Source organism: Acinetobacter sp. GG23 (assembly GCF_057766365.1).
This window is the reverse complement of sequence record NZ_JBYMDJ010000009.1, coordinates 160,585-179,452: the sequence shown is the minus strand read 5'-3', so window position 1 is coordinate 179,452 and position 18,868 is coordinate 160,585. Positions and strand designations below refer to the sequence as shown.

The window sequence follows — 18,868 nt, the reverse complement described above, 5'->3', positions numbered from 1 at the left end:
GTTACCCATGTGAGAGTAAGTCATCGCCAGCTCATTATTCCCTAAAAGCCCCGCTTAAATAGCGGGGCTTTTTTTATGCCTCAAAAATAATCACTGAAAGAGCCAGAAAAGAAAACCGCTGTCACAAATAGTTAGGCTGGAAAAAATCCAGCAAGGGAAAAGCTTTGACGCCTGTTTTATTCCAGCTGGTCTTCATTTCCACATTCACACTATACCCTCCTGTTGAATAATTATATAGGAAACACAAGTTTCTTTAATTTAAGAGGACTGCGTAAATCAAAGAATATACTGTTAAATGTATGCCAATTACTTAAAGGGTTATCGCTATCCAAATATAGAATGAATTATTAATCTTAGTTATTAAATTATTTTTAGAACTTTTAGATAGTTTTAATTTAAGGTGTTATAGCCCCTTGCTACATCCTGTATATGCTTTGTTTCAAAATGCAGTTTTTGATTTTATTCATAAAAATGTCCTTGTATAACTAATAACTAAGCTAAATATTGAATAACATAGAGGAAAAATTATGACAAATGAAAATAAATTAGATGAGTTAAAGAATAAAATAACTAATTTAGGTGAAGATTTAAAATATAAGGTGAACGAAGCGCAATTGCAGGGCGACAAAACAGTTGATGATCTAAAACATAAAGTTGCTGAAATTAAGCTTGAAAGTGAAAAGGCACTTCATAATTTAAACAAGGAGACTAATGCTAAATATACGGAAGGTAAAGTTTCATTTGATGAAAAAGTAAATCATGCAAAAGCTGAGACACCAGAGACAGGAAATAAGGTGCAAGATAAATTAGACCATTTAAAAGAGGAAGCTAGCCATAAACTTGAAGAAGCCAAATTAAAAGCGACTGAATTTAAGCAAGAAGCCTCAGTTAAGTTTGATGAACTGAAAGCGCAGGCAGGTACTAAATTTGATGAGTTAAAGAAAACAGCAACAGACACTCTCAACAAATTTAAAAAAGATGACCAAGGCTGATTCAGTTGAGTTTTAATCAAATATTCCAGTTAAATGATCTTTAATTTAGCTGGAATGATCAGCAGATAAATAACGATTTTCACCTTTTTGAGTTAAGGTGTAATCCTTGAGTTTGGAGATAACTTAAAACGATTATATATATCGGTAAAATTATCGCCTAAACTGATTAATTGTCCTTTGGACGTATATATAGAAGAAGTTTCATTTGCTGCATGGATAAAGGATATAGTATTTAATATAATAAATTTAAATAATTGTTTTATATAAATATATTCCCTAGATAAAAAAATTATTATGATAATAATGTGTAGATAATATAAAGAACAAAATATAGGTATGTCTGCCGAATAATTGTTAATAAATAATCGTCATATATGTATATAAACCAAAAAATTAAATTTATTAAACTGTTTCGAATCTATCTGATTTAACTTGTGCTAGTCGATGATTTAATAAAAATATATTTATATATGAATCCATAAAAGCACTTAAGCTGTTTATCAAAATAAAGAGTTAAGCAGTAAAACCTACTGATTAGATCGGATTTTTAGCAACATTCATAAAGCAATCTCGAACTTTGCTTAACCTTCACTTCATTTAAAGCTAAACTATGATATTCAGTTGTATGTCCGTACTTGGAGTAAACTTATGTCATGGCTTTCTTCGCTTAAATCTGTTTTTTCACCCTCGCAGGAGGTGAAGGAGGAAGACATTCAGAATGTGCTACAAGGCTATATATTGCCAAATTCAAGCAATATATTAAAAGACCGAATTACCCAAGTGAATGTTGAAGGGCGAGTATTACAAATAACGATTAATACTTATCCTGAAGAAGCAGATCATTTACAAAAAATCCATGATGATTTAGCGGATGCCTTAGAAAAATGCGGTATCCAAGAACTTAATATGCATGTGATCCAGCAAAAACATGCACGAGGTGAAATTTGTTCCAATCATGATCATGGAAAAGAAGGTCATAGTTGTTCTAGCCGACCACAGGATAAAAATGAAACTCCTCAAGCTCAGAAACTTCCACCTGTAGTGGATGCTTCAGGCAAAACAGCTCCAGCTGAAATAAAAAATGAGCAAGATCCAAATAATCCACCGATTCAAAAACCAGCGCCCCAACAAAGAGATATACCTAAGCATCCCCGTATTCAAAATGTCATCTTGGTTTCCTCAGGTAAAGGTGGTGTGGGTAAATCGACTACTACTGTAAATCTTGCCTTGGCATTGCAAAAACTAGGTCTAAAAGTGGGTGTCTTAGATGCTGACATCTATGGTCCAAGTATTCCGACTATGTTGGGTAATGCAGGGCGGACTCCGATGATTGAAGCTGAAAATTTCGTTCCAATTGATGCTTATGGTATGCCGGTGCTATCGATTGGACATTTAACGGGAGATAACAATACGCCTGTGGCTTGGAGGGGTCCGAAAGCAACGGGTGCATTGATGCAGTTGTTTAACCAGACTTTATGGCCTGATTTGGATGTTTTAATGATTGATATGCCCCCCGGCACAGGTGATATTCAGTTGACACTCGCACAGCGTATTCCGGTGACGGCTGCTATCATTGTTACTACTCCACAAAATGTGGCATTAATGGATGCGACCAAAGGGATTGAGCTGTTTAATAAAGTTCAGATTCCGGTTATGGGAGTAATAGAAAATATGTCGACCCATATTTGTACGAACTGTGGTTATGAAGAGCAAATTTTCGGTACCGGTGGGGGTGATAAATTATCTGAACAATACAATATTCCTTTACTGGGGCGTTTGCCTTTAAATGTTCAAATTCGCGAAAATGCAGATGCAGGTAAACCTTCGGTAATTGCAGGTGATGATTCTGCTGAAAGTTATATGGTTATTGCTCAAAAAATTGCAGATCAATTGCCAAAAGTAGAAAAGCAGCAAAATAGAATTTTCTAAATACTAAATACTAAATACTAAATACTAAATACTAAATACTAAATACTAAATACATTTAAGTATTCATGTAAAGCTCAACGTACGTTGGGCTTTTTTATGCTGGATTATTTTGGTTATATTCAATTTTGCTTGAACTAAGAAGCTCAACTTAAAATAGATTAAAATAAAACTATTTTATAATTATCTAATTTTAAAATATGTGTAGAAGATTTTAATCAGTTATTCATCTCTAGGGGGTAGATTGACGACGCTTATAATGTTGAATAATATTCCAGCGCCAAAACAGCCGCGTAATCACAAATAATATTACAGCAAAAATTAGAGCTTCCAATAATAAACCAGATAATAAAATTTTCGCTAAACTCAAATCGACATGTCCCTTTCCAAAGTGGGTAATCCAGTGACTGATCTGATGCAGAACACCGAGTATCATATCCTGATCAATCATATTTACTTGAAACACCTTTGCACCCAACCAGAAACCAATATATAAAATGGGGATAAGTGTGAAGGGATTCGTCAACCAAGCGAGACATAAGCTTACCGGTAAATTAACCTCAAAAAGTAATACTGTCAAAACAATCAAAATACTGTGAAAAGGTAAAGGCAACATGCCCCAAAACGTGCCAATAAAAATGGCTTTTGAAATAGACTTTCTGTTCACATACCAAAGCAAAGGATTTAAGGTGCGTTTACCAAAAATCTTCAACAGTTTCATCTCTGCGACTTTATGAGGAGAGGGAAGCCAAGATTGAAAAAATCGTTTTGCCATAAATATATGATACTAAAATAATAATGTATTTTGCTTGAGTCAGTTACCTCGAAGCAGAGCAAGTATGACTGAATGTAGATATTAATGCTTAAAAAAGTGTTCCTTGAAACTTTTTATAACAAATGACTGTCTAGTTATTTTGAGGAATTTTAAATATAAATTAATGATTTATATATTTTTTTTGAGTTAAAATTGGAATTTTTATAGATATATAAAAAAACGTATTTGCTAAGTACAATAAACTAATTTACTCTTCGCGCTCTCTAAAGAGAGGTCGCATATGATTTCATGGCTGTTCATCGGTTTAGTTGTCACTATCTTATTGACACCAGGCCCAACAAATACATTGCTTGCATCTTCTGGTATACAGGTAGGTGTACGCCAATCATTACGACTTATCCCGGCAGAATCAATTGGTTATTTAATTTCAATTACTGTTTGGGGAGTCATTATTGGTACAGTTTCAAGTCAATTCCCTATTCTGCCCATATTTCTGAAATTATTAAGTGCGCTGTATATTATTTTTCTGGCTATTAAACTTTGGAAAACCGCAGATATTCAAGCCAGTTATAATCTGCCGACCATTCGTGCACGTGAACTGTTTTGTGCAACCTTAATGAACCCTAAGGCATTACTCTTTGCTTCTGCTGTTTTTCCAAGTTCAGCATGGTTAACAGTGCATAATTACTTAGTTCATCTTGGCATGTTTCTCATTTTAATTGTGCCAATTGCTTTATTTTGGACTTTTATCGGTTCTATTCTAGCCTCGAATAAAGTACGTTGGCTAAATCAATCTAACTTACAAAAAACAGCTTCTTTGGTTTTAGTCAGTTTCTCTATTCCACTGGGTTATTCTGCTCTTTTAAGTCTTTAAGTTAAGAAGATGAAATATGCATTTGGTAAAAAATGATGTCATCGCCTGATCATTATTTCCATTGCAGCCAATTTCAGTTAAAGTACAGCGCAATAATTGATTTAACTATTTTTGGATATAGAAATAATGGCAATTAAGTCTGATCGTTGGATTCGTGAAATGAGCGAAAATCACGGCATGATTGAACCGTATGCAGAAAATCAAGTACGTTATGATGAAAAAGGTGAAAAACTCATTTCTTATGGCGTTTCAAGCTATGGTTACGATGTTCGTTGCGCGCGTGAATTTAAAGTATTTACCAATGTCCATTCAGCAATTGTCGATCCAAAAAACTTTGATGATAAAAGCTTTATCGATATTGAATCGGATGTATGCATTATACCGCCAAACTCATTTGCCTTGGCCCGTACAATAGAATACTTCCGTATTCCACGTAATGTTTTGACGATATGTTTAGGTAAATCGACTTATGCACGTTGCGGTATTATTGTAAACGTGACTCCGCTTGAACCTGAGTGGGAAGGGCACGTTACCTTGGAATTTTCAAATACGACTAACTTGCCTGCCCGTATTTATGCAGGTGAAGGTGTGGCCCAAATGTTGTTCTTTGAATCAGATGAAGTATGTGAAATATCATATAAAGACCGGGGTGGTAAATACCAAGGTCAGACTGGTGTCACTTTGCCAAAAGCATAAACAGTATAAATAACTGAATAAGCGGATCATTTTGATCCGCTTATTTTTTATAAAATTCATTCATCGGAAACTGGGTTCATTCGCCCAGTTTTTTTTGCAATTGAGTAAATATTCAGCATAATAAAAAGTTATACAAACTTGGTAAGAACATTGTTGTAATGACAAATAAATAAAAGAGATATACCAAGCTTAGGATGAATTAAAAAATAATGATGCGGAGCATCTGATAAAAAGGAAGGTCGTGATGACTCAGAGTTGGAATAATGCAAGATTTAAAAAGTCTTGTTTGGCGGGTGTAATCGCAGTTTTACTTAGTCCGTCAGTTTATGCGCTTGAATCTTTGTCAGATAATAACCTTTCTGAAACTACCGGTGAGGGGATCGCATTATTGCCTGAAAATTTTAAGATGGTTTTTCAGGGACCGAATGATATTTCTACTGCTTCAAGTTATAACAATGCCACTATTTCTGCGGCCGATAAACCTAAACACGATACTGGTTTTATTCGTATTATTCCAACAGGTGAAAATTACGAATTAATGTATCAACGTGCATACGATAAAATTTATAAACAGAATTACAATTCAAATTATGCGTATGCAAAAGCCAACTTATATCAAGGTAGTTATAATTCGACCTATGATACTGTTTATAATGGAATTTATCAAAATGGCAGTACCACAACAACAACCTATACAACGACTTATAGTCAGGTAAAAACAAAAAATGAAACCACGTATCGTAATCAGGAAATTTCACCTTATTTAAAACAAAAAACTTATACAGATTATTATAATAAGCGTTACGACCAATATTATTGGAACGCTCCGGCATTAGTTCCTGATGATGGCACAACTAAATATGGCGGTGCCTGGTTAAATGAAGAGAAGGCAGCAGAAAATGCTCGGTTAAATACCATTGAAAAGATTGAAGCTGCATATGGCTCCACTATTACGACCGCAGTTAATAATCATTTAAAAGAAACCACCCTTGCTCAGATTAGAGCATCAGCAAACAGTACTGCTGCCCAGCAAGCAACCTCTGCTGCAAATACCACTGTCGACAATTATGCAAAAACCAATGCAGCAAATGTGGCAAATACAACAGCGACAGGTGCTATAACCAATGCCCGTACTAAAGCTGATGTTTTTATTTATGGTTTGGCTTTATCTAAAAGTAATGGCAACTTAAATGAGCGTTATAGTAATGTAGGTTTAAATTGGGGAAGTGCTGCTAATCCTTGGTTATTCCGTGCAGGTACAGCAAAAGATATTCAACAGTTTTCAGGTGCGAACAAGAGTGATATTAGTTATCTGGCTTTAGAAGCACCTTTGGCTAAAGATGGGATTGACGCCACAAGTGACCGAATCAAATTGGGATTTTGGACTGATATTTTCTCTCGGTCTCTTGATTCAATTCGGACAATTAATGCTGTTACAGGGGCACCAGAGAGTGGTTTAGATAAAGACTATCGCTTAAGATCACAATTTGTGGCCAATGGCCTGAGTATTAATGGTTCACAGATAAGGCTCTTCCAAACTCAAAATGATGATGTCAATAAACTCTATGATGAAACATTAGGGATAGCTGCACTCTTAAGAATAAACACTAATGATGATCCGTCCGCATTGAAATTTACTGATACCAACCTGAATGAAAAAGGAATTCGTATTAGTACTGCTGCTAAAACTGATGCAGATGATGGTACAGCAGTAACGCCAGCAATGGATGGGTCTTTGGCTCCACTGTTCAACGATAAAGAAGGTCTTTATCTATATAGTGCTAATATAAACCTTGTGTTAGGGAATATGTATCAACCTTTCATTCTGGCATCAGAAGGCAATAACATTATTTTGGAAGTAACACGCATTCCTAAAATACCTACCATATATTCACAAATTTATACCTTATATGCAGATACAGATCCTAATCCTCAATTTCAAGCAGGTACAGGGTTAACCAAAGCATCTTTTAAAGGTTCGACCTGTAACGTAAGCTACTGCGGTTCAAATTTCTCAGACATTACCACGGGAACTAATACTGTTAGATATCAGGGTACAAATGCGACGCATAGTAGTATTGCAATTGGTAGTGTGACCCGAGATGTATCCACAAATCTTCTAAAAGCGAATAGAGGGGCGGACGCGACAGGTATCGTATTTAAAAGTCCATCAGGTTCAGCTGTTAATTTAGGTTCCGCTGTAATAGATGGTGTTCTGATTCAGCATCTTAAGTTTAAAACAACGGGCTTATAGGAGTATAAAAATGTTAAATAAAATATCTATTTCCGTCGTTTTACTTATGTGTTGCGCAACACATGCAGAATTGGTAGGTTTGGATAATGGTGCATTACTAGATGTTACAGGGCAAGGGGGGGCTGATTTAAGCTGGACTTTGTCATTAAACCATCGTTATGCAAATGATTTAAGTATTAAAAATATCTCTGATCAGCAAGGCGTATATTACACATATGACTGTGTCTCGGATGTGCAATGCCGTTTTGCATTTTCACCTAATAATCATGCGGATGCAGCCGGCAATCAAAGATGGTTGGTCTTTAAGCAAATTCAAGGCACCATTCAGGTAGATAAGTTTTCTTTAGCAGGAAGCACGATTATCAATAAAGATATGATGCCTCAAACAGCAATGAAACTCTCATTTTTTGATGATAAACCTTTAAAAATAAGAAATTTAGGTTTTACTAATTTGTCGGTTGAAACAGATGATGCAGCGACTAAAGGCTATTTAAAAGACGAAAAATATAATCAATATAATGCTTATACACTAAATGCCCAAGGTACAAAAGTTTATAGCAGTGTAGATGTTCCTACTTTTGATAAAGGTGGTGAAAAAGGATTTATGGGCTTGAACGTACATGGAAATTTACATATGTCGGGAGATTTGAAAATTTTTAGTTATAACTGCGCAGGTACTGGAACCAGTCGTTGTTAATTAAATAAAAATTTTTAAGAATAAGGATGTTGCAATGAAAAAAATAATAAAACTAAATCTGCTCACGGCTTGTATATTAATGGCACAGCAATCTTTTGCACTTCAGCAGTTGACAGATCAGTCTTTAAGTGTTGTGACAGGTCAAGATGGTATTTCTATTACTCATGAAGTCTCAAAAATAAATATAGATCAGGCGAACTGGGTTGATTATAGCGATACAGGTAGCATGAAGCTAGGAATGCACAATGTTGAAGTCAAAGGAGTAAATAACAGTACGATTAAAAGTACGCTCGATTTTGACGTAGGCACAACGGATAGAGGTACTGGCGTGAAAATTCAAGCCAGCATTTCCCCATTTCAGGCCACAGTAGAAAAGCTTATGCTGCTATGCGATGCTGCAACTTGTACAACGGCTGAACAGAATTTGGGTTCTTTAAGCCTTTCAACGACTTCACCTTTAAAATTCTATCTAGAAACTACGCATGGTTTATTTAACCGCGATGACAAAGCGCATTTAGATTTTCAACTACAAAATGCAAGTATTGGTTATGGTTTAAATGGCAAAAATTTAACCTTAAAAGATTTTAACTTTAATTTTTCTGCCGATGGTTATATGTATGTAGACCCGAATGAGGGCATAGTGATGACCACTAAAAGCCGCGATGGAAATACAGATCATATTGTGAATTTAGCCCGAGTTGCCGATTCAAGTGATGTCGATTCCAGTCGAGTAAATGCAAAAAATCCTGGGGTAAATATTGACTTGCGCTATGGGGCAGATCCCGATAACCAGAAAAATGTAATTCGTATGGGAGCATCGGGTGCTGTTACAAATGCTAAAATATTTTTAAATGCAAATCAGGCTGGCCTTAAAGATTTTAATACGGTTAATCGGTCTGGAACAGATTTAACAGAAACCATAAAGTCTGCTTCAGGTTATGGGTTTGCAGGCGCAGGTGGTTTGCATTTTGGTGTTTCTGCTGAGTTTACACGTGAAGGAAATCCGCTATTAGGTCAAAATTTTGCTCCAACAACTTTGGAAATAGGCCATACGGGGCATGGTAGCTATGCTATTGAATTTTCAAATTTATCTCCCTTAATTATTCGTAATTCAACTAATGCTACGAATTTGAATACTCGGAATGCCTATATTGATTTTGGTGATATTTATATCAATACCGCACAAGTTAAAAGTTTGAATTTTATTATCAATGAAAATGTTAAAAAGATACTCGGTGCCGCAACTAATGAATTAACCTATTACATGGTGCCAGTTGATAAAGGACAAAATGTAGCACTGATTGCAATCCGGAGTATGGATTTTCAAGCGATAGCTCGTAAAGCACGCTTTATTTCAGATAACTCAATTGCTGAAATAACCAGTCCCTCAGGAGAGTGGGGTTTAGGTATACCGATCTTTAATTTAAATGCCAATCTGGCTCTATTTTCTAAAAACTATAGTTATAACGGTGTGACAAGTGCAGGTTTAGGTTATAACTTGGCAATGTCTACAGAAGGTTATGGTATTGATAAAAAAACTGGAGCACCGAGTACCACTTCTATTATTGTTGTGGATGGTGCAAAGGGAGTATATAACGAAGAAGTAAATTACTATGCAGGTCTTCGAAATATCGATTCATATTTAAAATCAGATGGTGTAATTGGTTTTGAAGATGAAGGAATTTATATTAGAGCAGACAATTTATTATTTGCAGCAAAAGCTGAAATTGCAATTGGGCAATTGCCAGGATCTTTATATAACTGTACAGCAGCAACTGGCGGTGCAAATTGTGATAACAAAGTTGTACCTATTGATAATTTTGCCAAAAAAGATGATGTATTATCTTCAATTGCTTTTAAGCTTGACGGTCAAGGTGAATTGCTGATTGTTCCGGGGTTGAATGGACCAAATGCAACACCAGATTCCAACTATTTGTCTTTAAAAGGGAATTTTAAGTTTAAAGATATTACAGGTCCCACGGATAGAGGCAGTTTCTTAAGCATCATTAACGAAGATGTCAAGACGACTGGAACAACTGAATCTAGTATCAATTTAAATAAGCTTCAAGGGCATATAGGTTTTGAATCAAGAATTCAGATGAAACAAGATACTGTTGTGTTAGACAATCAGGTCAAGTTCAATCATTTAGCTAATGCAAATTCTCAAGGTAAAGTTTTTACCGCAGAAATGGCAATGTCTCCAGCAGGCAATATGCAAAAAATCGCGGATCTTGCCATTACAGGAGGAGCAATGCGTAGCACTTTAGGTATTACTCCGCGATAAAAAAATTATAGGGACTGAAAATGAAAAAATTATTATTGCCAGCATTAATCTGTTGTATTTACTCAGGTGCACATGCAACAGGATTTAAAAGTTTATCCGATACCGAATTGGCTAAAGTAGATGGTCAGGCATTGTTAAATTTTTCCAAAGATGCTTATAGCTATACCACAGCAGGCAGCGAGACGGTTAACTTTTTTAAACTTGGTCTTGATGCTGAAATGGAATTGAATACCAATATTAAATCCTTACAGTTAGGTTGTGGAGGGGTGAATGGTGCAGATGGCTGTGATATTGATATTTCGAATTTAGCTTTAAGTGGATTACCTACAAGTTATGATAGTTTGGGAAATCCCGTGTTTGCCAATGACCGTGCCTCGACAAGTGCAAAAATAACCAACCCTTTTGTTGAGTTTGCAATAAAAAATAATGATAAGGCCTCTACTCGGGAAATAGTTGGATTCCGTCTGGGTGCGCAAGAAATTTTGGGTTTATTAACCACAGGTATTGCCAATACACAGTCCCCTACAGATGGTATTCAATCTTTTAGTGGTTATATGAAAATTGCAGATACCACAGGTTCTACCAATACTGCAGCAGCAAAATTTGGTAAGGCGGTGAATCAGCAAATTGCAGGTGTGCTGGATATTGCGCTATTCGGTGAACATGATTTTACCAGTGATCCATTAAATTCAGCAACAACCGGTATTACTGTACCGCAGTTAAATAATGTGAAATTTAATGTCCCCGGCTTTACCGTTTCTGGAAACCGTCAAACTAAGGCAAGTGCAACCAATATTATGGTGGCTATTCCAGTGATTCCTTTGGCAAAAGGTACAGCTGCAGATAATGCAAATTATGAGGTCTATAATGGTTTGAATACTACACAATTTGATAATGACCAACTATTGGTGAATATCAATCCATGTGTGGGCTTAGGACCGCTTTGTTTAGTGAGTACCTCAAAATTTAAAATGGGAGAGGGTTCTAAATTAACCAACCTCAATATGAATGTAACTTTTAATCAATTGCTAAGTATGGTGCATAATGTGCCATTAACTGGTTCAGGTGGTTATTTAGCCTTGCAACAGCTTGCTTTACATTGGCCTGGCGCTGATGCAGCAGATGTTGCGCAAAGAGGGTGGTGGATGTCATTTGCTGATCCTGTACAATTAGGACAACTAAATGTGGCAGGGGCTGTAGATATTTCGGCGGTGCTTCCTCAAGTTGCTCAAAATATTACAAATAGCCTGGGGCAGCCAGATATGAAAATTCCAATTGATTTGGGTGATTCTATTAAGGCACTAGTAAATACTCCTATTGTTAAAACACTGGAAATTAATGTGGGACCTTGGACTCAGGCTAATCCATCTACATTAACCCTTAACAACCAGATTTTGAAAAACCAAGAAGTTACATCAAATTGCTATGGTGGTTTAAAATTTTGCTAATTACATTATAAAAAAATCCCGCCTAAGCGGGATTTTTTTATTTCAAAGACAAATTATTTAGCAATTTTTGCTAATAATTCTTCTTTAGAAATATTCACAGATTCAGCATCACGGCGTCCTTTATATTCAAAAGTGCCCGCATCCAAACCTTTTTCCCCAATCACGATACGGTGAGGAATGCCCGTGATTTCAAGGTCAGAGAATTTAACCCCTGGGCGTTCATCACGATCATCCAAAAGCACATCAAAACCTGCTGCTTGAAGCTCTGCATATAGTGTTTCAGCGGCCTCAAGGGTGCGTGGTGATTTGTGTGCGTTCATTGGCACAATTGCAACTTCAAATGGTGCAATGGCTAAAGGCCAGATAATACCTTTATCATCGAAGTTTTGTTCAATGGCAGATGCAACTACACGTGTTACTCCAATACCATAGCAACCCATCGTTACCACTGTCGGCTTACCGTCTTTACCAAGGACTTTACAGCCCAAAGCTTCCGAGTATTTTTTACCTAACTGGAAGATATGGCCGACTTCAATACCACGTTTAATTTGGAGTGTGCCTTTACCATCTGGAGAAACATCACCTTCAACCACGTTACGTAGGTCATAGATTTCAGTATACTGCGCATCACGTTCCCAGTTTACGCCAGTTGCGTGTTTGTCTGCTTCATTTGCACCAGCAACGAAATCAGACAATACAGATGCTGCACGATCTACAATCACGGTTAAGCCTTTTTCAACTAAACCTTGTGGACCAATGAAACCAGTAGTTAAGCCGAGTGCAGCAATTTGTTCTTCTGTTGCAAAAGTTAAAGGCGCAGCAATAGTGGCATGCTTTTCAGCTTTGATTTCATTGAGTTCATGATCGCCACGAAGGAATAATGCAACAACAGGAACATTACCTTTTTCATCTGCCACACCTTGAACCAATAAGGCTTTAACAGAATCTTTTGCTTCTGTATTCAAGAATGCTGAAACATCAGCAATGGTTTTTTGGTTTGGTGTTTCGACCAATTTTAACTCTTGTGTAGGCGTAGCACGTTCACCGACAAGCACTGCTTCAGCCATTTCAACGTTGGCTGCATAGTCGGAGTCAGTTGAGAAGGCGATATCGTCTTCACCGCTTGACGCCAACACATGGAATTCGTGTGAACCTGAACCACCGATTGAACCGGTATCTGCTTGAACTGGACGGAAATTTAAACCTAGACGGGTAAAGATACGGCAATACGCATCGTACATCGTATCGTAAGTCTCTTGTAGAGAATCTTGATCGATATGGAAAGAGTAGGCATCTTTCATGATGAATTCACGTGAACGCATTACCCCAAAACGTGGACGAATTTCATCCCGGAATTTGGTTTGTACTTGGTAGAAGTTTGCTGGAAGTTGCTTGTAACTTTTCAGTTCGTTACGCGCAAGATCGGTAATCACTTCTTCATGTGTAGGTCCAAGCACAAAATCATTATTATGACGGTCTTTGAAACGTAGCAGTTCAGGACCATATTGAACAAAGCGGCCTGATTCTTCCCATAGACTTGAAGGTTGAGTCACAGGCATCAATACTTCAAGTGAGCCAGCACGATTCATTTCTTCATGAATAATCGCTTCCACTTTATTTAGCACACGTACGCCCATCGGCAACCAAGTGTATAAACCCGAAGCCAATTTACGAATCATACCCGCACGTAACATTAGCTGATGTGAAATAACTTCAGCATCGTTCGGGGTTTCTCTTAACGTAGCAAATAAAAAGCGACTCGCGCGCATGGAAGCTGTCCTAAAAATTAAGCCTTGAAAGCCAAGATTATACAATAAAAAATGAGGTGAACATTTCTGAATGTCACCTCATTGTGATGTCATAAATTATGACATGATTTTTCGTATTTGGCGCGTCATAAAATTCTTTAAGTCATCCAGGTAAGTAAAGATTACCGGTACGACTACTAAAGTCAACAGGGTAGAAGTGATCACACCACCAATCACGGCATGTGCCATAGGTGCACTTTGTTCACCCCCTTCGCCTAAGCCTAATGCAAGGGGAATCATGCCCATTACCATAGCACTTGTGGTCATTAAAATGGGACGTAAACGGGTTTTACCGGCGGCAATAATGGCATCAAAACGGTCTTCACCCCGGTCCATGGCTTTCTTGATGAAATCAATCAACAGAATGGCATTTTTAGTCACCAATCCCATCAGCATGATAATCCCAATGATTGAGAATAGATTCATGGTTGAGTTAAACAGGAACAAGGCCAAGAATACGCCAATGAGGGACAGGGGCAGGGAGGCCATAATGGCAGCGGGGTGAATAAAGCTATTGAATTGTGATCCCAGTACAATATAGATAAATACAATCGAGAGGGTAATCGCAGTCATGGCGTAACCTGCAGACTCAGCCATATCTTTATTCGCTCCTTGGGTGAAGAAACTATAACCTGGTGGTAAATCAAAATTATCCTGAATCTTTTTAATATCTTTCCCAATATCACCTGCAGGACGACCGGCAGTGTTGGCTTCTACCAATACTTCACGTGCCAAGTCACGACGGTTAATCTGTGATGCACCCAGACTTTCTTCAAATGAGGCGACAGTTGTCAGTGGCACTAAAATAGGCTGACCGGATGCATCGGTTTTTTTTGAGTTTAAGTAAAGGTTCTCAATATCACTTGGCAAGCTGCGTTTATTTTCGGTCAAGCGAAGATTGACATCATAGATTTCACCTTTTTCATCCTGCCAGGTGGTGACATTATCACCTGCAATCAGTGGACGGATGACATTGGCAATCTGATTGACGGATAGACCCAAATCACTGGCAAGCATGCGGTTAATATGAACAGCCAAGGTCGGCTTGGGTTCTTTAAGTGAGCTTTCCAGATCGACAATACCTTTTACTTTATAAATTTCAGCCAAAAAGCGATCCGAGATTTTCTGCAATTCATCCAGTTCGGGACCTTTAATTGAAATAAGAACCGGCTTTTGACCCCCTGAAACTGTTTCGTCGGCGGAAGCAACAGAAGTAATGGTAATACCGGCTACGCTTTTTAAGCGTTGGCGAAATTCATTGTTAAGCTGTGTCAGGTTCTTGTTGCGCTCTAAACGAGGGGTGACGCTGACCCGGATACTGACATGATTTTTACCACGGTCAGTCACGCCGTTAATAATGCTATAGGTACCGCGCACGTCAGGGTGCTGGCGAATAATATGCTCAACTTGCAATAACTTGGCTTGTGAATATTCGAGTGATGCATCCACGGGTGTTTCAAACTTAATCCGAATTTCACTTTTATCAGGTACGGGCACAAATTCTGTACCCACCAGCTTAGAGAGTGCTAAGGCCCCAAACAGTGAAGCGACTGCAATCATGAGCGTAACAATGCGGAAACGCAGTGCCAGTTTTAACAGTTTTTCGTAGTAGTGGCTTAAATTATCCAGCGTATTGGAAATCCAGTTAAAAAAGCGTTTGATTTTTCCTGGTTGCTTATTCGGATCATGTTTTTCAGCCCAATGTGCCGAAAGCATGGGATCGAGGGTAAAACTGACAAACATGGAGATCAGCACTGCGGCACTGACCGTCACCCCAAATTGATAAAAGAATTTACCAATAATCCCGCCCATGAAAGCAACCGGCAAGAATACCGCTACAATCGTCAGCGTTGTGGCTAAAACCGCAAGCCCAATTTCTTTGGTGCCATCCAGTGCTGCTGTAACGTGGTCTTTGCCCATATCGGCATGGCGGACAATATTTTCCCGAACTACAATCGCGTCATCAATTAACAGGCCAATACTGAGGGAAAGGGCTAACAGCGTCATCATATTAATGGTAAAGCCAAATGCCCAGATAAAAGTAAGTGTTCCGAGTAAAGCAATTGGAAGGGTTAAGCCGGTAATGGCAGTAGAGCGGAATGAACCTAAAAACAGCAACACAATCAGAACGGCTAAAACAGCCCCTTCAATAATCGTACGCGCAACATCCTTAATACTACCGCGAATACTTTTAGAGCTATCCACCACGACTTTGGCAACGGTGCCTTGAGGTAATTGTTTTTCAATCTTCTTCATGGCTTTATAGGTGGCATCCACGACTTCAATCACATTGGAATCAGAGCTGCGCAAAATATCAATCGCTACCGCTGTTTTACCATTTAAATAGGCACTGGATTCTAAGTCGGCTTGGCTGTCTTCAATTTTTGCTACTTGTTTTAGAAAAATAGGCGCGCCATTTTTATTGGCAATAATTAAATCACCAAACGATTGTGGATGAATCACCTTGGATTTGATTTCAACCACCAGTTCCGAGGTGGGTTGTTTTAAAGTTCCGCCTGGAACTTCAATATTTTCACTTTTTAAGGTATTGATGACCTGATCAATACCAATGCCGAAGCTTTGTAATTTTTGTGGTTCTATTTCGATACGAATTTGCCGTTGTGCATCACCGAGTAAATTGACTGCGCCTACGCCGGGAACGGTTTGTAATTGTGGAACAATGCTCTGATCTAAATAGGAACTCAAATCGCGTAACGGCATGGTTTCTGATTCAAAAACAATGGACATGATCGCATTGGCTGTGGGGTCATAACGCTCGACCACTGGATCCTGAATTTCATCACGAAACCCGGCGGTGACGGGGGAGATTTTATCGCGAATATCCTGTGCGGCGACAGCAGAAGAAACGTCTAGATTAAACTCGACAATAATGGTCGAAAGCCCTTCACTCGATTGTGAAATCACCTGTTTTAAACCTGAAATGGTATTGATCTTTTCTTCCATTTTTTTGGTGACTTCAGATTCAATTATTTCAGGCGATGCACCGGGGTAGCTGGTATAAACCACCACAAACGGGAAGTCTACATCGGGGAATTCTTCAACGCTCATCCGTTGCCAAGACGCTAACCCCAACACCAGTAAACACAACATCATCATGATGGTGAAAACAGGATACTTAACACTAATTCGGGTGAACCACATAAGAACAATCCTGTACTTATTTTTGAGTGATTATGACTTCCTGATGAAGGTCTTGGTCATTAAATTTAATACGGCTGATTTGGTCACCAGTTTGCAGTCCTTGCACCACGGCTAAATTGTCGCGATAGCGCTGTTCTAAAATTACCAGATTTACTTTTTCGATTTTTTTCTGGCGAATGACCCAGACAAAAGGATTTTCTTTTAAATTCTGGATAATATCCAGCGGAATCAACTGACCGCTAACTTGGGTAGAAGAAAGAATGCTGCCTTCGACAAACGAACCAATACTAAGTGAGTTAATGGTTTCATTCGGTTTTGCAAAGAATTCAATTTGACGACTTGCAGGATCGGCAATTGGAGAAACTCGGGTCAAGACCGCCGTAAGCTGAGCAGGATTACCCTGAATGGTATATTCAATTTTTTGACCGACTTTTAAAGCTGCCTGCATATCACTGGGTAATTTGGCCTGTATTTCTAAATGATCAGGATCGACTATTTCAAATAAGGTTTGACCTGCAGCCACTGTTTGCCCGGATTCAACCTCACGTTTGGTAATGACTCCTGAGATAGGGCTCAAGACAGTTCCATCACGCTCGGCTTTTTGAGCAATATTGACGTTGGCCTGTTGTGCACGCACATTTTCAAGTTGTGCCTGATAATCAACTGCTGCCTGCTCATATTCAACTTTGGAAATAAATCCTTGATCCAGCAATCGTTTTTTTCGTTGCATCATGTTTTTAGCCAAAGTGGCTTGGGCCTGAGTCGAGCTAAGGTTGGCTTGGGCTTGTGCAAGTCGTGCAGCATTATCTGGATTATTTAAACGAACTAAAACCTGACCTTTTGAAACAGCTTGGCCCACTTGGGCATTGACAGCTGTTGCGGTCGCAGTCACTTGCGCTTGTATGCTGCTTTGATTTACTGCACGAAGTGTACCGGTAAAGGCAGTTTTAGCGATAGAAACCCCATCTTTAACTGTAACTAAATCTTGTTGAATCAATTCTATTTTTTGCTTGGTTTCAGCAGGTGCTTCTGTTTCATTTTTTTGACACGCACCCAATAGTAAGCTCAGGCAGAGAGCACTACAAATTAAATATGACTTATGATCGCTTAATTTAGTTTTTTTTATACGCTGTCCAAATGGCATGCGGGTAAATCCTTTTATTTAACGTGACATAACCTCAGCCCTGTTATTAATAAATACAATTTATTCAAGAGCTTTTAAACGAGTGATGATTCTGTCGTATTGTGCTTGGGTATTTCGATAGTGTATTTGTAATGAATTAATACTTTCTTTTTTGGATTCAATATTTTTTTGATTGTTATCAAGATTGTTTTTTAAGGAATTTGGAACGTTTTCAGCTTTACGTAAATATTCAATTTGTTGACGTTTAAAGGAGATCCGGTCATTTTGTAGCTGTTTTAGCTGATCCTGTTGAAAGGCAATCTGTTTTTTAATATGCACCAATGCATCATTGCGTTTAGTTGCAGCAACATCAGAATTGGTATATGCAGTCTTGAGTTTTAGATCAGCTGCATTTTGTCTGGCTTGTGCGGCACGTAGCGGTGCTTTTTTTATATCTGCTTCGGTATCGTAGGCACGATTACGTTGAATCACCTGCATGTTTCGGTCTAAGGCTTCATAACCATGACGAATGTGATTTGGTGTAACACTGGTACTAATATTGGCGATACCTTTACTGTCATAGTAACGGTACCATGTGGCTTTAGGAGGCGGCTCTGCGAAGATATATATTGCTTGAAATGTTAACAAAAATACAAGAATGAATTTCCTAGTCATTTTTTTTTGTGCAATGAAAGCAAGTTTGTGTTTAAACTGACTTTGCATTGTAACCCCCGATTTAAAGTAGACTAAATTACTTATTTTTAAAGTAATAAAACTTGTATATTAGACTCAAAATCATCAATAAAAAACCTCTCTTAGTCAAAAAAAA

Annotated in this window: 13 protein-coding genes; 8 read left to right on the top strand and 5 right to left on the bottom strand. The window is 38.0% G+C overall.

All coding sequences use genetic code 11. The features are described 5' to 3' along the window. The first annotated feature begins 527 nt into the window (after positions 1-527). Both AC3CAU_RS14465 and apbC read left to right on the top strand, forming a co-directional pair. Complete coding sequence (locus AC3CAU_RS14465; protein ID WP_447053487.1) at positions 528-992, top strand: hypothetical protein; 465 nt, start codon at positions 528-530, stop codon at positions 990-992. A gap of 648 nt (positions 993-1,640) precedes the next feature. Further along, complete coding sequence (apbC, locus tag AC3CAU_RS14460) at positions 1,641-2,921, top strand: iron-sulfur cluster carrier protein ApbC (RefSeq protein ID WP_447053486.1); 1,281 nt, start codon at positions 1,641-1,643, stop codon at positions 2,919-2,921. Between the two features lie 229 nt (positions 2,922-3,150). Here the strand turns inward: apbC and AC3CAU_RS14455 are convergent, their stop codons facing one another. Continuing rightward, a complete protein-coding gene (locus AC3CAU_RS14455; protein ID WP_447054334.1) occupies positions 3,151-3,699 on the bottom strand; it encodes a DUF2062 domain-containing protein in 549 nt (182 codons plus the stop codon). A gap of 274 nt (positions 3,700-3,973) precedes the next feature. Here AC3CAU_RS14455 and AC3CAU_RS14450 point away from each other — a divergent pair, with 274 nt between their 5' ends. The 6 genes from AC3CAU_RS14450 to AC3CAU_RS14425 all read left to right on the top strand — a co-directional run bounded on the left by AC3CAU_RS14450 (position 3,974) and on the right by AC3CAU_RS14425 (position 11,946). Further along, a complete protein-coding gene (locus AC3CAU_RS14450) occupies positions 3,974-4,567 on the top strand; it encodes a LysE family translocator (RefSeq protein WP_447053485.1) in 594 nt (197 codons plus the stop codon). Positions 4,568-4,693: 126 nt separating this feature from the next. Further along, complete coding sequence (dcd, locus tag AC3CAU_RS14445) at positions 4,694-5,263, top strand: dCTP deaminase (protein ID WP_131215654.1); 570 nt, start codon at positions 4,694-4,696, stop codon at positions 5,261-5,263. A gap of 244 nt (positions 5,264-5,507) precedes the next feature. After that, a complete protein-coding gene (locus AC3CAU_RS14440; RefSeq protein ID WP_447053484.1) occupies positions 5,508-7,517 on the top strand; it encodes a hypothetical protein in 2,010 nt (669 codons plus the stop codon). Between the two features lie 10 nt (positions 7,518-7,527). Beyond that, on the top strand, positions 7,528-8,214 hold the full coding sequence (locus AC3CAU_RS14435; protein ID WP_447053483.1) for a hypothetical protein: 687 nt from the start codon (positions 7,528-7,530) through the stop codon (positions 8,212-8,214). Between the two features lie 34 nt (positions 8,215-8,248). Then, positions 8,249-10,498: a DUF6160 family protein gene (locus AC3CAU_RS14430; protein ID WP_447053482.1), complete on the top strand. Its 2,250-nt coding sequence runs from the start codon at positions 8,249-8,251 to the stop codon at positions 10,496-10,498. A gap of 20 nt (positions 10,499-10,518) precedes the next feature. Next, complete coding sequence (locus AC3CAU_RS14425) at positions 10,519-11,946, top strand: hypothetical protein (RefSeq protein ID WP_447053481.1); 1,428 nt, start codon at positions 10,519-10,521, stop codon at positions 11,944-11,946. A gap of 53 nt (positions 11,947-11,999) precedes the next feature. Here AC3CAU_RS14425 and AC3CAU_RS14420 read toward each other — a convergent pair whose 3' ends face one another. The 4 genes from AC3CAU_RS14420 to AC3CAU_RS14405 all read right to left on the bottom strand — a co-directional run bounded on the left by AC3CAU_RS14420 (position 12,000) and on the right by AC3CAU_RS14405 (position 18,762). Beyond that, positions 12,000-13,715 carry a proline--tRNA ligase gene (locus AC3CAU_RS14420; RefSeq protein ID WP_447053480.1) on the bottom strand — a complete coding sequence of 572 codons (1,716 nt, stop codon included), beginning with the start codon at positions 13,713-13,715 and terminating at the stop codon, positions 12,000-12,002. Positions 13,716-13,811: 96 nt separating this feature from the next. Continuing rightward, complete coding sequence (locus AC3CAU_RS14415; RefSeq protein WP_447053479.1) at positions 13,812-16,916, bottom strand: efflux RND transporter permease subunit; 3,105 nt, start codon at positions 16,914-16,916, stop codon at positions 13,812-13,814. Positions 16,917-16,932: 16 nt separating this feature from the next. Further along, positions 16,933-18,060 carry an efflux RND transporter periplasmic adaptor subunit gene (locus AC3CAU_RS14410; RefSeq protein ID WP_447053478.1) on the bottom strand — a complete coding sequence of 376 codons (1,128 nt, stop codon included), beginning with the start codon at positions 18,058-18,060 and terminating at the stop codon, positions 16,933-16,935. Positions 18,061-18,120: 60 nt separating this feature from the next. Further along, positions 18,121-18,762: a hypothetical protein gene (locus AC3CAU_RS14405; protein WP_424620722.1), complete on the bottom strand. Its 642-nt coding sequence runs from the start codon at positions 18,760-18,762 to the stop codon at positions 18,121-18,123. Positions 18,763-18,868 lie beyond the last annotated feature (106 nt).

What these genes read in the sequence shown, in the direction of transcription:
- AC3CAU_RS14465 (WP_447053487.1), top strand. Translation starts at nt 528, where the DNA reads ATGACAAATGAAAATAAATTAGATGAGTTAAAGAATAAAATAACTAAT.
- apbC (WP_447053486.1), top strand. Translation starts at nt 1,641, where the DNA reads ATGTCATGGCTTTCTTCGCTTAAATCTGTTTTTTCACCCTCGCAGGAG.
- AC3CAU_RS14450 (WP_447053485.1), top strand. Translation starts at nt 3,974, where the DNA reads ATGATTTCATGGCTGTTCATCGGTTTAGTTGTCACTATCTTATTGACA.
- dcd (WP_131215654.1), top strand. Translation starts at nt 4,694, where the DNA reads ATGGCAATTAAGTCTGATCGTTGGATTCGTGAAATGAGCGAAAATCAC.
- AC3CAU_RS14440 (WP_447053484.1), top strand. Translation starts at nt 5,508, where the DNA reads ATGACTCAGAGTTGGAATAATGCAAGATTTAAAAAGTCTTGTTTGGCG.
- AC3CAU_RS14435 (WP_447053483.1), top strand. Translation starts at nt 7,528, where the DNA reads ATGTTAAATAAAATATCTATTTCCGTCGTTTTACTTATGTGTTGCGCA.
- AC3CAU_RS14430 (WP_447053482.1), top strand. Translation starts at nt 8,249, where the DNA reads ATGAAAAAAATAATAAAACTAAATCTGCTCACGGCTTGTATATTAATG.
- AC3CAU_RS14425 (WP_447053481.1), top strand. Translation starts at nt 10,519, where the DNA reads ATGAAAAAATTATTATTGCCAGCATTAATCTGTTGTATTTACTCAGGT.
- AC3CAU_RS14420 (WP_447053480.1), bottom strand. Translation starts at nt 13,715, where the DNA reads ATGCGCGCGAGTCGCTTTTTATTTGCTACGTTAAGAGAAACCCCGAAC.
- AC3CAU_RS14415 (WP_447053479.1), bottom strand. Translation starts at nt 16,916, where the DNA reads ATGTGGTTCACCCGAATTAGTGTTAAGTATCCTGTTTTCACCATCATG.
- AC3CAU_RS14410 (WP_447053478.1), bottom strand. Translation starts at nt 18,060, where the DNA reads ATGCCATTTGGACAGCGTATAAAAAAAACTAAATTAAGCGATCATAAG.
- AC3CAU_RS14405 (WP_424620722.1), bottom strand. Translation starts at nt 18,762, where the DNA reads ATGCAAAGTCAGTTTAAACACAAACTTGCTTTCATTGCACAAAAAAAA.